Here is a 14,591-nt window from a genome sequence, read left to right on the forward strand (position 1 = left end):
TTATAAACCCCAGTTTTCTTCTTAAAAATGTCCTTCTATCCATCAACCTTATCACCACTATTGCTTGCCCTAAAGAGCGTTTCTTTTTCGGGATTTGTTAGACTGTCGTAGCCAGAAATAGAAATTTTATCTAAAATAGCATCGATTTCGGCCTGATTGGGCAAGTCATAACGATGTTTCCGATTTGTCTGTATGTTGTTGCCTACAACGACTTTCATTTTTGCAGGCTTATTTTGTTTTTTCTGGAATATTGTGGACCAGTCCATCCCCGATTTTAATGCATAGGTGAATCCCATTCCGAACAAAATAACGGCAAAATAGGAAATGGCCGCGGGCCGGTTTGTCATGGTGAGTGCAAGGAATTCCAGTCCAAAATAAATGATGGCCACCAATTTTAGCTTGATATTACCTATGAGCAGTAAGCGTAATTCGTACTTGGGAACTAAAGTGACAATGGCCGCCAATACCGCCGCCAAAGGAAGCGCACCTCCCATGAGCTGTAGCTCGCCGGACATTGGAAGAAGCGAGCCGAACCCCACATATAGTATACCACCAAATAGCCAGGAGGTGATATAAATAAATAGAAATTGCCTTTTGTTCAAGAAAGTGAAGAAAATCTGGCCGACCCAATAAAGCCATAAACTCTCGAAGAGTATAGTCCAAAGTTTGACATAGACAAAATTCGATGTAAACAAAGACCATGGCTGTTCGAGAAAACGGGAAAAGCTACTTGGAAGGCTCAATCCTCTCACTAAAGGTTCCAGCAAGCTCTGCGAAACGATCTGTAATTCAAAGAGTAGATCCAAAAAATAGATGAGGACAAACAAACATGCCTGAATGCTAATTACTAACGGTACTGGTGATCCAGTTTTATAGGTTTGTCTCCAAAAATCTTTTAGCCCGATGTTATTCATTTCGCACGATATTAATAAATTCCCTTTCTAATCTTCCACAGCTTAAGGAGTAGATAGCCGAATAGTGCTCCTCCGACGTGAGCCAGGTGAGCCACCGAATCTCCCGGTCGAGATAAGCTCATATAAATTTCGATGAGGATAAATCCACCGATCATATACTTCGCTTTGACTGGTACAGGAATAAACAAAAATTGCAGTGGGATGTTTGGGAAAAGGTAGGCAAATGCCAATAGAACACCATAGATCGCCCCTGACGCACCCAGCATTGGAATAAGATAAGTTAGGGCTTCATTATTCCCGGTATTTGCCAATGAGATAAGCTCGTTCCCATTCATACCATGGAGGGGGGCAAAAGAACCCGTTGCATTGTAGAGTTGTAAACCATTCACTGCGGTATAAAGAAACCACGCACCGATTCCGGATACCATATAGAAATTTAAAAAACGTTTCGATCCAAGTACCTGCTCAATCATTGGCCCAAACATGACCAGCGAAAACATATTGAAGAAGATATGGGTAATACTTTTTTTATCATGCATAAACATGTGCGTGACTACCTGCCAGATTTTAAAATAAGGCGAGTCTGGATAATAGACCGCAAGATAATCATATGCTACAGGTACAATTTGCGATCCAATATAAAATACAATATTGATGATCAATAAATTCTTGATAACAGGTGTTAATTGTGGAAACATATATTTTATCTTCTAGTTTTTACCAAATTTTTCCGCTAATTCTTGCAATGTAAATGTTACAATTACAGGATTTCCATAAATGGAGATATTGGGCGAGTGACAGGCGAAAAGCTTATCCACCAGCTCTGCCATAGCCGTGTTGTCCAATACAGTGCCCGGTTTAATGGCGGCATTGCGGGCAAGGCTCTTGGCAAGATTTTCGCGCTTAGCTAGCTTATACTCAGATTGATTGTTTTTATAATCTTCCAATATTTTCTCAATCATCTTTATTTCATCGAATCCTGTTCCTAAGTCTGCAGGGATTCCGTCAATAATATAGGAATTTTTTCCAAATTCACGAATTTGAAAGCCCAAGCCATTGATGTCCTCCAGGAGATCTCTCATCAATTCATTATCTGCAGCATTCAGATCTAACGTCTGCGGAAACAAACTTTGCTGACTCAGACCTTTATGTTGATCCAGCTGCGTAAGAAACTGTTCGAAAAGAATACGTTCGTGCGCTGCCTGCTGGTCGATCAGAATAAATCCAGAGTGAATCTGCGAAACAATATATTTATTATGCAGCTGGAAAAAGAGCTTCGATGATGATTTATCTTCGACTTGAATTACCTGTGGACCATCGGCATCCAACTCAGATTTTCTATGCAACGGCAGCTGGACGGACTCCTCTTTTTCGACAATTTGATAGAGGGAATCCCAGTTGCTCGGAATCCCGCCCGTTTTCTTGGTAAGCCCTTCAGCATAGCTTTCTGATCGGGTATAGCTCGAACTGGATTTTGATTTGTCCGTATCAAATGGGTTGAAGTCCGGATTGAAAGTTACTGTTGGAACGATAATTTCATCCAATGCCTTTTTTGTAATGAGATTGGTGAAACTTGTTTCCTGTTCAAAATCCAAAGATGGCATGATATTGTACCGCCCCAGTGATCTTTTTACTGCTGAACGGATAATGGCGTAAATGGCCTTATCGTCTTCATACTTGATTTCGGTTTTCGTGGGGTGTACATTGATATCGATTCGCGCAGGATCTATGTCGATAAATAAGACATAGAAAGGGAATGTTTCGGCTTGTAAAATATCCTCATAAGCATTCATCACAGCATGATGCAGATAAGGATCACGTACAAAGCGTTTGTTGACAAAGAAAAACTGTTCACCCCGAGTTTTCTTTGCAAACTCGGGTTTCCCAACGAAACCTTCTACCTTGATGATGGATGTGTCCTCTTCGACAGGAACAAGGCGCTGATTGTAATTGTTTCCGAAAATATGGACAACACGCTGTTTGAGCGTTTCCGCGGGCAAATGATAAATTTCATTTCCGTCGCTGTGCAAGGTCAGGAAAATCTGCGGATTGGATAAGGCTATACGTTGAAATTCATCAATAATATGACGCATTTCTACGGAGTTACTCTTTAAGAAGTTCCGCCGTGCAGGAATATTGTAAAAAAGATTTTTTACTAAAATATTTGTTCCGGCAGCAACAGCTTCCGGGTATTGGTTGACAACTTTTGATCCTTCTATCTCAACAACTGTCCCTAGCTCATCTTCGAAGCGGCGTGTTTTGAGTTCGACCTGTGCTATCGCAGCAATGGATGCCATTGCTTCACCACGGAAACCCATTGTTCGGATTGCAAATAAGTCTTCAGCCTTACGAATTTTTGATGTTGCGTGCCGTTCAAAGCAAAGGCGGGCATCAGTCACACTCATGCCGCAGCCATTGTCAATGACCTGAATCAATGACTTGCCTGCGTCTTTAACAATAAGTTTTATTTTGTCAGCTCCAGCATCAATAGCATTCTCAATCAATTCTTTAATGGCAGACGCTGGTCGCTGCACCACTTCTCCCGCCGCAATCTGATTAGCAACATTATCTGGAAGTAATTGAATAATATCCGACATATAATACAAAGTTACGAAATATCCATATTTACAGCGTATAAACACGGATGAAAATCAAATGGACGTTCCACTTGTTTCTTTAAAATAAAAGCCTTTAAAACGTTCACTTATCCCAATGAACTGGCTGTAAATGATACCTTATTGACATACTAAAACAAACTGCAAAACCGACATAATTATTGCATATACGCTATCGAATTGCTTATGCACAATTTAACGGCGGTCAGATACAGCGTGTATTACCCATGTCCGGAATAGGAACAACGGTCCTCCGTTTCAATGACATAACATCTCCAGCGACATTACATCTCCAGCTTTAAGAAACGTGCTGTTTCGCTTTTATTATTTTTAATTAAGTTTTCAGGCGTTCCCTCAAATAAGACCTGGCCCCCTTCTTTACCACCCTCAGGACCAATATCAATCACCCAGTCTGCCGATTTAACAACATCAAGATTGTGCTCGATGATCAATACCGTATTTCCACGGTCCACTAAACGATTGATCACACCCATCAGTACATTTACATCTTCAAAGTGAAGGCCGGTAGTCGGTTCGTCAAGGATATAAAATGTATTTCCAGTATCTTTTTTAGAAAGTTCAGTAGCCAATTTTACCCGCTGAGCCTCACCTCCCGATAAGGTTGTCGACGACTGACCTAAGGTGATGTAACCCAAACCGACATCCTGCAGTGTTTTAATCTTTCGGTAGATACTCGGTACATTTTCGAAGAAATCTACCGCATCGTTGATGCTCATATCGAGAACATCGGAAATGGATTTTCCTTTATAGCGTACCTCCAAAGTTTCTCGGTTATAGCGTTTTCCGTGACAGGTTTCACAAGGAACCTGCACATCAGGAAGGAAATTCATCTCGATGACCTTTAGTCCGGCTCCCTGACAGGTTTCACAACGACCACCTTTCACATTGAAGGAGAATCTCCCGGGCTTATAGCCCCTGATTTTTGCTTCAGGCAACTGGACAAACAAGGTTCTGATATCCGAAAATACACCTGTATAGGTTGACGGGTTGGATCGCGGTGTACGACCGATAGGACTTTGATCGATCTCGATAACTTTGTCAATATGTTCTAACCCTTCAATTTTTTTGAAGGGAAGTGGAGTTGCTTTTGCCCTGAAAAAATGTTTATTCAAAATCGGGTATAACGTGCCTGTAATCAAGCTGGATTTGCCCGAACCCGAAACACCGGACACCACAATAAGCTTTCCTAAAGGAAAAGAGACCGATAGATTCTTCAAGTTATGCCCTGTTGCTCCTCGTAACGACAAAGTTTTTCCATTGCCCGTACGGCGTTTTTCAGGGATTTTCACCGCTTTTGTTCCGTTGAGATAAGCCGCCGTGAGGGAGTCTGATTTTAAAATTTCCTTAGGTGTGCCTTCGGCAACCACCGTACCACCATGAACTCCCGCAGCAGGTCCCATGTCGATAACATGGTCGGCATGTAGGATCATGTCTTTATCATGTTCTACCACAAGCACCGAATTACCAATATCGCGTAGGTTTTTGAGTGCATTGATCAGTCGCTCATTGTCCCGCTGATGCAGTCCGATACTCGGCTCATCAAGAATGTAAAGTACATTGACTAATTGCGAACCAATCTGTGTGGCCAGACGAATGCGTTGTGCCTCACCACCTGAAAGCGTCTTCGCTGTACGGTCCAGGGTCAGGTAATTTAAGCCTACATCCAGCAAGAAACCCAAACGCGCACGGATTTCCTTTAAGATCTCTGTTGCAATAATAAGCTGGCGTTCGTCAAGTTTACTTTCTACCTGGTCAAACCATTCTTTGATGGAAGTAATATCCATCGTAGCAAGTTCATGAATATTCTTATCGGCAATTTTGAAATGTAAAGATTCTTTTTTCAATCGTGCGCCCGCACATGTAGGACAAGTAACTTTTGTTCTGAAATCATCTAACGAAGGGGCTTCATCGGACGATTTTCCCGAAAATTCCTCCAGCATCTTAAAGATGCCTTCAAATTCAACGCGATATTCACGCGTGCCATAACTGCCATAAGAAACCGTGACAACGATAGGCTCTTCTTTATTTCCAAACAAAAGCTGATCAATCTGTTCTTCATTGAGTTTTTCAAGCGGCGTTGTAATGGTAAAATCCAATTTTTTAGCGACAGCTTTCAAGACTTCCGAAGTCCAGTTTTCACGTGTGGGGCCCAGAGGAGCTAAACCGCCTTTTTGAATGCTTAGCTTTTTGTCCGGAATAACCGCATGCTTGTCAATTTCAAAAATATAGCCTAAACCATCACACGTGGGACAAGCGCCATAGGGCGAATTGAATGAAAACGTATTGGGCTGTGGCTCATCATACGAAATGCCCGATTCCGCATCCATGAGGTAACGGCTATAAAATTGCTCCTGATTATCCTTGTTAGAGACTTTGATGATTCCTTTTGCTGTTTTCATCGCCTGCATGACCGAAGTCTGTAAGCGCTTTTTATCTTCACGCTCTACTTTCAGACGATCTACAACGATTTCAATATCGTGTATTTTATACCGGTCAACCTGCATTTTTGGCACAAGATCCAATATTTCCCCATCCACACGCACCTTCACATAACCTTGCTTGCGGATTTGTTCGAACAATTCCCGATAGTGACCCTTACGCCCTTTGACCACAGGTGCCAGGATATTTAAAGCCTGTCCTTCAAATTCAGTCAGAATGCGTTCAATGACCTGATCGTCCGACATGCGCTCCATCTTTTTTCCGGTCACATAAGAGAAGGCTTCTCCAGCACGGGCAAAAAGTAAACGCATAAAATCATACACTTCAGTAATCGTTCCAACAGTAGACCTGGGGTTTTTGCTGGTGGTTTTCTGTTCAATGGAGATTACCGGACTTAAGCCCGATATCTTATCCACATCCGGACGTTCCATACCACCCAAAAACTGTCGGCTATACGCACTGAATGTCTCCATATAGCGGCGTTGCCCCTCGGCATAAATGGTGTCAAAAGCCAACGATGACTTTCCACTTCCACTTAGCCCTGTAATTACAACCAATTCATTTCTTGGAAAAGAAACATCTATATTTTTTAAATTGTGCGCACGCGCTCCAAATACCTGAACTTCACTCTGTTCGCCCAAATCTGGACTTCTTTTTATTGCCATGAAAACTCCTTAAGGTCCCTTTGTGAGGGATTAAATGCAAAACATGCAAAATTACAGATTTTAAAGGAATTATGCGAGCCGATCTGACTTTTGGAACAAAATGTGATATACAAGTGATTTAAAAAAATAATGTACCTTGCACCACAAATCTAAATTTATGCGAAAATACGACGTCAGCAAACAAGAAAAGCAATCGATCGATGATATTGTCCAATTCTGGAAGAAAGAGAATCTATTGGATGAGCAAAAAGCGAACGAGCTGATGGAGAGTTTGGACGTGAAAAGTTTTGATTGGGGACAACTGGCTCGGTATGCTTTTTGGATTGCACTGGCATCCTTGGTGTTCGCCGTTTTTTCGCTGTTTACCGATGCGTCATTCCTAGCCTTTGTGGATACCCTTTACGAAGCGCCAAATATCTTATTTTGTTTCTTTTTTGCTGCCGTGGCAGTATTGTTCTATACCTTGGGGTTGCGCTATAAGAAACGTTATCCATATAAAAACTTATCCACCGAAACCATGATGCTGATTGGAGTTTTTGCTACAGCAGCCTGTATCGGATTCATGGGTAAGGTATTGGATAAAGATACCATGCACTACTCGCTTTTATTTTTGCTTTCCGTGGCAATTTATGGCTTCCTTGCTGTTAAGCTTGATAGTAAGCTCATCTGGACATTTATGCTTTTGGCCCTAGGGGTCTGGTTTGCAACCGAAACGGCGTACCATAGCAATTGGGGATTCAAGTTTTGGGGAATGAATTATCCCCTTCGGTTCACCATTTTTGGGACACTGATCACTGCACTGGCCGTTTGGGCTCAACCCCGGTTCGCACAGCTGCAAGTCTTTCAGCCTATCAGTTATATTGTCGGATTGATCTACCTGATGGTATCCTTATGGACACTCTCTATTTTTGGGAATTATGCTGATTTTTATGAATGGACCACCGTACGTCAATACCATATGTTCTATTGGGGGATATTGTCAACTGCGGTATCTGTATTTTTGGTCGTCTATGGTTTAAAGGCGAAAGACAATGTGAGCAGAGAAGTTGGGTTTGTATTTTTAGTGCTCAATATCTACACACGTTATGTGGAATACCTCTGGGACAACATCAATCGAGCAGTATTCTTTTTAATTTTGGCCGTGTCCTTCTGGTTCGTCGGCCGTTGGGCAGAGAAATTATGGAACAAAAGGAAAGACGAAATAGCCGAATAACTTTCACAAATGGATGGTAAATCCAACACCTCTATTGGAATTGATGCTCAGATTGGGATCGAGGCTTAAGTATTTTCGGATCCGGGTAATAAAAACATCCATGCTCCTTCCTGTAAAGAAATCTGCATTTCCCCATACCTTTTCAAGAATATCTTCGCGCGTGACAAGCTGCCCCCTGTGTTGCCATAGAAATAGGAGCAGTTGTGCTTCGCGCTCAGTGAGCTTAAACTGACCTTGTGCATGGCTTAATACTAACTGTTCAGGATGAAATACATACGTCCCGAGGACAATCGATTTTGGCGTACTATTTTTCTGATTCCGTTTTAATATATTCTGTATGCGAAGCAAGAGTTCTTCAGGGTCGCAAGGTTTAGTGACATAATCATCAGCACCGATTTTTAATCCCGTAAGCTTGTCGATCTTTTGTTCTTTGGCGGTTAAAAAGATAAAGGGTAATGCGGGATGCAGGGCATTAATTTCTTTGGCCAGACTAAAACCGCTGATTTGAGGAAGCATCACATCCAGTATAACCAGGTCGTAGCTGGCTAGCTGCTGAAAATTTTCCGTAAGATCCTGAGGCTGCGCCATCCAATCTACGACAAATGCAGACAGCTCAAGATATTGCTTGAGCATAAAGCCAAAATCAGCGTCATCTTCAACGAGGAGTAATTTGTTCATTTTTTATATTCAGTCGTTCATCTAAACTACTAATCTACGGCTAAATGCCATCCCTCTAGCTGATTACACTACCTTATGATGGAATAGCAACGAGCGGCAATTGAATTTTAAACGTAGTACCTACACCAGGCTTACTAGTTACTGTAAGCTGTCCCTGATAACGATCCACGATTTTTTTAACAAGGAAAAGGCCAATTCCCAATCCTTTGGTGTCGTGTATATTGTTTTTTTGGATACGGTAAAACTTGTCGAAAATATAAGGGAGTTCGCACTCCTCCATGCCATCACCATTGTCTTGTACGTAAATTGAAAGCTTATTTTTCTTTTGCTCAAAATGAACTTTAAGCCATTTCGCGCCATACTTTACAGCATTGTTCATGAGATTCTGAAATAATGTTGTTGCATCGCTGAGGCCCAAGCATAATTTCCCTTCAGGCAATGGACTTGTTTCAAATGCAATGGCCGGGTTCGTCAATTGAAAATCATTGAAAATCGCTTGGAGTTCCATCGTGGTAACAGGAGGATGACCCGATGGTTTCAGGTCTTCGGCCAGTGGGGCAAGGGTGTGTTCCAGGCGATTGACTTGCCGCTCAATGACCGTTATAATATTTTCACCTGTCGATTTTCGAAGTGTCTTAGCGGCAATTTTTAAGGTTGCAATAGGGGTTTTAAGTTCATGCGATACATTGTCAACCACGTCGTGAAGCACGGTGATCTGCTTCTGCTGTTTTTTGAGATTTTGAATGGTTCTATAAAAAAGCCAAAGAAAGGCGGCCAATATAAATAAGGTGCTCAACAGGAGGGAGGTAAGTTCTTTGAATAATATCCAGTGGAGATTGGTTACCTCAAAAGAGCTCCTTCTATGGACTAAAAAGGTGTATAAGATTTCCTTGCTTTGGATGCTCTCTTCAATTTTCTGTGTTTCGGTTTTTTCCGTTATCCATTCACTGGAAGAAAGTTCAACAGGTCGTCGGAAATTTCCCTGTGTGGTGTAAACCGTAATGGGGCCATCAGCAATCTGCTTGTTAAAGTTTCTAAAATAAATACCCAAGATCTCCTTTTTTAGGATAACATCCATACCCAGTGGTTGAAATAGACTGTCGACATAGCGTGTGAGCTTCCCGGATGTTTTATGCGCATTGGCATGATATAGTCCTTTAAGCTGTTGAGCTGTTATCTCATTTTTAACCAATTTGATGTAGTAGTCTCTGGCGATGTCCTTGCTCATTAAATCATCATCAAAAAGACTGTCAATTTTGGGAGATTTGTTCAGTTTGCTTTTTACTGTTGCAAAAATATCGCGCTGTTTGAGCTGATAGGTGTTGTACAATTGATAGCCCTGAATGCCGATCAGTACAGCAAAAAATAATGTAAAGAGAACACTATAATTTTTGGGTTTCAATTCCATACACAAATATAACTGCTGAAGGCCAATATAATATACCTTAACGCAGTATTAACCCTTCATTAACCATTATTTACTACGGAGATGGACAATTTTGAGCCATCGGAAGCGTGTAAAAGTTCAGTGACTGTCAAATGCGGATAACCACAAAAAAGCATGCGTTTGACAGCACAGCTAATGGATATAACAATCCAGGTATGCGCTAATGAAATTAAAGACTAATTATTTGTACATGAAATCAATCCTATTTTTTCTCGCTTTCCCTTTAGTGCTTTCAGCACAGACAAAGATCGGGGGACAAGTGCAGGATACAAACAAAATTGTATTAGCAGGTGCAACCGTTATGCTATTGGATAGTAACTATCAAGCTATCCGTGAAGTGAAAACTGACCATCTTGGAACGTTTATGCTGTCGCTGGATCATTCTGGCAGCTATTATCTACGGTCCACTTATCTTAACTTTAGACCTCAGGAGCACTTTTTCCGTAGCGACACCATTGCTCGCCCTCTGATACTTGAACTTATTCCCGAATCAAAAGTACTCGAAGAAGCACAGGTTGTCGGGCGGGCGCCGAGATTGATCCGCAAGTTGGACCGCCTGGAATTTAACGTGCAGCATTCTAATCTTTCGGCGCTCAACAGTTGGGACATTTTGAAACGGACGCCATTAGTGATGGCAAATGGCTCAGATTTAATGGTCCGTGGGAGCAAAAATATTGTTGTATTGATTAATGAACGAAAAGTTATGCTCACGGGGGAGGAATTGAAAACCTATCTCGAGAATACGGCGGGCAGCGATGTCCAATCGATTGAGGTCATTACCAACCCACCTGCAAAATATGAAGCCGAGGGCAGTACCATTATCAATATTAAACTTTCCAAATCGAACCTCTATGGATATCGGGGTTCGGCGGTTGCGTTGGCCGAGAAAAGCAGTACCTGGAAGCAACTGTTTGGGCTGACCCAGTATTATAGAAATGAAAAAATCAACGTTCGGGGCACCTATAATTTCGGAAGGGGAACTTATGCACGTTACGAAACGAATTATGTGTATTATCCCAATGAGCAAACCTCGTGGGAAGGTGTGATGGATCGATTTGATACCAATAACAGTCAGAACAGCTATGTGCTTTCGATGGAATACACACCCGATTCAACCTGGACTGTTAGCGGAGGGCTAAATGGATATTATGGCCCCAAAGCCTACGGTACCTACGTGGTGCCAACTGTCATTTACGATAGCAACCGTATTCAACAGTCGAGTTACCTCACGACAAATGATCATGAGTCATCTACAGAGACAAAGAACATGTATCTCCAGGTCATTAAGAAGCTTAACGCCAGCTGGAGTATAAATTGGTCTTCTTACTTTACAGACCATCATTCGACAAATAATCAGGATGTGCTCACCGCGCTGAGATTTAAGGATCAACAACCCAGGGATACACGATTTATTAGCAACAACGGAAATAAAAATAGGCTCTTTTCTTCACAGGTCGATTTTTCCGGTAAAGTAAAGCAGCTTGGGATGGAATTTGGAGGGAAATTTAGCGATGTTACAACGACAAACAGTCTTGTGTTCACTGATGATGAATCGGGCAAGTTGGAGCATAGGCCGGATAAGAGCAGTGAGTTTGATTACAAAGAACGGAATGTAGCTCTTTATGGTTCATTGGACTATACCTGGAAAAAATGGAGCTGGAAAGCAGGATTAAGAGGAGAATATACCAACTTGAAGGGCATTGTATCAGAACCAGAAGATATCAATAAACAGGATTATTTTGTGCTCTTCCCGACATTTTATATGCAATATGACTTGACGGAAAATCAGCAGTTAGGTTTTTCCTATGGAAAGCGGATCAGTCGTCCTTCCTATTCTTGGCTCAATCCCGCAAAATCCTACTACAATCGTTTTTCATACTTTCAGGGAGATCCCCGTTTAAGGGCTACGATCGTGCATAACCTGAATCTGACGTGGACCAAAAACAACTGGAATATTGATCTATTCTACCGATTTGAAAAGTGGCCCAATATGGAAATAGCCTTGCAGGATAATGTCAACCACCAGCTGATTTATCATTATACCAACATTAAAAAGGGGCAGGGAGCAGGGATAGACCTGGGTAAGAGTTTTCAGTTTACTGAACGTTGGGGAATGAACCTGCAGCTAGAGGGAATGTACAATGAGAATTACTTTATGGGGACTGATGATGTGCTGCACAAGAACGATGTATATATTGGCAACGGAAATATAAGTAGCAGCTATGTCTTGAGCAAAGAAGCAGGCTGGAATCTTGAGCTCGGCAATACCTTTACATCGCCCACCATCCAGGGGCCATTTAAAATAACTGGCTATTCCAGTACCTATGTGATGACAAATCGAAAATTCTTTAAAAACAAGTTTGAGGTAAATCTATCGTTTATGGACATCTTTAAAACGGAAAAAATGACCATATCCTCCAAATATGCCGATCAAAATAACTTTTATAAAGATTATCGGGATACCAGAAAGGTGAATCTGACGCTGCGGTACCATTTTGGAAATCAGAAAGTCAAAAGTAACAATCAGCCCGCAAAAACAGAAGAGCAGAACCGCCTGTAAATCTGTTGAATTCTTACAAAATCAAATTCTTCATATCACTGTAACTTTATATCCATAAAGAAAATGAATAAGGCAAGAATTAAAAGCAAGCGTCCTCCACGTCTGATGTGGAGTACAATCAGATGTCAGAAAAGTGTTTTCTTAGTTTATTTTCAAAGAATACGTGATATTGATACCACCCGCGGACAACATATCATGTACAGAACAATATTTTTTAAGGGCCAGTTCAGCCGCTTTAGCTGCTTTTACCTCATCAATTTCACCTTTTAAGAAGAAGTTGATGTGTATAGCTGTAAATACCTGTGGTATTTCTTCCCGGCGTTTACCTTCCACTTCCACCTGGATATCGTCAATTTGTTGGCGTTGTTTTACCAGTATGCTATGGAGATCGAAGACACTACAAGAACCCAGTGCCATTAACACCAATTCCATGGGGCGAACACCTTTTCCTTCGCCGCCGATCGCTTCTGAACCATCGATGTTGACTTTGACCGAAGATAATTCGCTGCTGGCTTCGAAATGCACAGCCTGGTTGACGCGGTTTAATTTGATTTTCATCTTAACATATTTTATTCATTTTTTGCACACCAATTTTAGCGAATAGCCCTCATTGATAATAACAGATCTAACTAAAATCTGTGCAACACAAATATACAAAAAGGCAGACGATTATTCGTCTGCCTTTTGTCAGTATGTTGGTCACTGTTTATTTTGTGACGGTATCTGGCAGTTTAACACCGCGATATTTGGCTACGTCAACTTGTGGGATCTTCGATCCATATTTAGAATTGATGGCACTGATAAAGATGTTTGCCATGAGGGCATTCCCAATTGGCGTGAGGTGGATGCCATCCAAAGAGAATGCATTTCCAGTGATGTATTTGGCACTAACGGCTAATCCATTGATACGAACACCACCTTTTACATTGTTTAGGAATGCATGTACGTCTGCTAAAGCGAGGTCTTTTGAAGCTGCAGCAGCTTTGATGGCTGCATTGTACTCGTTGATCCGCTTCACAACTGTTGCTATTTCGCTTACATCAAGCACGTATTTGTCTTCAACAGGATTTTCGGGACGTAAACCATATGGAATCTGTGCTGCGTTTGGCTTACCCAATAGTCCTGCAGACAAGAAAGGAAGTACAAAATAATCTTGATCGGTCGCTGCACGAGATCCAGATTTCGTAGCGATATAAATATTCGTTACCGGCGCAGGCGGATTTGTTGCGTTGACAGCCGCTAGCAGAGCCGCACGGGTAACCGTTGTAAAATAAGGTGTTGCGGTTACATCTGGAATGGTGGCCAATACACCTTTTTGCCCGCCGGCAGTCAGTGCCTGCACATAGCCATTGAGAATCGCCGTAAATTGAGCTGTTTCAGTCAATACGGTTGTTGGATCGGGCTGATTCGTTGTTGGATTCATATTGACCACTCCTCCGTTAGTTGCCCAACCCAAAGCATCGTTGTTACCCAGTGCAAAACTAAAAAAGGTGTGGTTTTGTGTCGTTGAATAGGTGAAATACGTTTTCGAGGCGTCCCCGTCGGGCAATAAGCGCTCGAAATACGGATTGCCGGCAGTTGAGCCCATGCCTGCTACCATAGAAAGATCCATCCGCATACCCGGTACACCGAGGTTATTGACAGGATCAGTATATTTCGTTAATAGTTTTGTTGAACCAGGTCTGTAGGCAAGTTTATCCGTTACAGGTGCCGTCACGGGCTGTCCATTGACAAGTGCTGTAAGGGTGATGTAGCCAGAACCGTTGGCTTGATCTTCACTGAAAAACGGCGATTTAAATTCCCCGCCACCTACTTGTTTTAACTGCTCAGCAATTAAGTTGGGGTAAGCAACCTTTTGCCCCTCCAGATAAAGGCCCCCATCTGCATATCCTGCCGTCAATGAATTCCCGATGGCAACATATTTTGAAAAATTAAGCGATCCCGCCGAAGGTGTATACTCCTCCAAAGAAGGTTTGCACGAGGCAATTGCTACAAGTGCTAATGCCGCGGCTATGTAAAGTTTGTTTTTTTTCATCTTA

At 41.9% G+C, this 14,591-nt stretch carries 10 protein-coding genes; 2 read left to right on the forward strand and 8 right to left on the reverse strand.

The genetic code is table 11. The features are described 5' to 3' along the window. Nucleotides 1-35: 35 nt before the first annotated feature. The 4 genes from B2W36_RS20375 to uvrA all read right to left on the reverse strand — a co-directional run bounded on the left by B2W36_RS20375 (nucleotide 36) and on the right by uvrA (nucleotide 6,654). Entirely contained in the window at nucleotides 36-914 is an 879-nt protein-coding gene (locus B2W36_RS20375; protein ID WP_293889387.1) for a rhomboid family intramembrane serine protease, read from the reverse strand. An 11-nt stretch (nucleotides 915-925) separates the two neighbouring features. Beyond that, nucleotides 926-1,612, reverse strand: a complete 687-nt coding sequence (locus tag B2W36_RS20380; RefSeq protein WP_293884013.1) for a rhomboid family intramembrane serine protease — start codon at nucleotides 1,610-1,612, stop codon at nucleotides 926-928. A 12-nt stretch (nucleotides 1,613-1,624) separates the two neighbouring features. Continuing rightward, the gene (gene mutL, locus B2W36_RS20385) at nucleotides 1,625-3,511 is read right to left on the reverse strand and encodes a DNA mismatch repair endonuclease MutL (protein WP_293884011.1); all 1,887 of its coding nucleotides are present in this window, start codon (nucleotides 3,509-3,511) and stop codon (nucleotides 1,625-1,627) included. Between the two features lie 302 nt (nucleotides 3,512-3,813). Continuing rightward, the gene (gene uvrA, locus B2W36_RS20390) at nucleotides 3,814-6,654 is read right to left on the reverse strand and encodes an excinuclease ABC subunit UvrA (protein WP_293884009.1); all 2,841 of its coding nucleotides are present in this window, start codon (nucleotides 6,652-6,654) and stop codon (nucleotides 3,814-3,816) included. 157 nt (nucleotides 6,655-6,811) lie between these two features. On the opposite strand from uvrA, the gene B2W36_RS20395 reads away from it, so the two are divergent. Next, nucleotides 6,812-7,867: a DUF2157 domain-containing protein gene (locus B2W36_RS20395; RefSeq protein ID WP_293889388.1), complete on the forward strand. Its 1,056-nt coding sequence runs from the start codon at nucleotides 6,812-6,814 to the stop codon at nucleotides 7,865-7,867. A 3-nt stretch (nucleotides 7,868-7,870) separates the two neighbouring features. Here the strand turns inward: B2W36_RS20395 and B2W36_RS20400 are convergent, their stop codons facing one another. Further along, on the reverse strand, nucleotides 7,871-8,545 hold the full coding sequence (locus B2W36_RS20400; RefSeq protein WP_209578129.1) for a response regulator transcription factor: 675 nt from the start codon (nucleotides 8,543-8,545) through the stop codon (nucleotides 7,871-7,873). A 73-nt stretch (nucleotides 8,546-8,618) separates the two neighbouring features. After that, nucleotides 8,619-9,953 carry a sensor histidine kinase gene (locus B2W36_RS20405; RefSeq protein WP_293884003.1) on the reverse strand — a complete coding sequence of 445 codons (1,335 nt, stop codon included), beginning with the start codon at nucleotides 9,951-9,953 and terminating at the stop codon, nucleotides 8,619-8,621. A gap of 229 nt (nucleotides 9,954-10,182) precedes the next feature. On the opposite strand from B2W36_RS20405, the gene B2W36_RS20410 reads away from it, so the two are divergent. Beyond that, on the forward strand, nucleotides 10,183-12,552 hold the full coding sequence (locus tag B2W36_RS20410; protein ID WP_293884001.1) for an outer membrane beta-barrel family protein: 2,370 nt from the start codon (nucleotides 10,183-10,185) through the stop codon (nucleotides 12,550-12,552). Nucleotides 12,553-12,693: 141 nt separating this feature from the next. On the opposite strand, the gene B2W36_RS20415 is transcribed toward B2W36_RS20410, so the two are convergent. Further along, nucleotides 12,694-13,110 (reverse strand): OsmC family protein, encoded by a 417-nt coding sequence (locus B2W36_RS20415; RefSeq protein ID WP_293889389.1) that lies wholly within the window; start codon nucleotides 13,108-13,110, stop codon nucleotides 12,694-12,696. Between the two features lie 148 nt (nucleotides 13,111-13,258). Next, nucleotides 13,259-14,587 carry an SGNH/GDSL hydrolase family protein gene (locus B2W36_RS20420; protein ID WP_293883997.1) on the reverse strand — a complete coding sequence of 443 codons (1,329 nt, stop codon included), beginning with the start codon at nucleotides 14,585-14,587 and terminating at the stop codon, nucleotides 13,259-13,261. Nucleotides 14,588-14,591 lie beyond the last annotated feature (4 nt).

It is taken from the genome of Sphingobacterium sp. UBA3549, assembly GCF_002376635.1.
Taxonomy (GTDB): Bacteria; Bacteroidota; Bacteroidia; order Sphingobacteriales; family Sphingobacteriaceae; genus Sphingobacterium.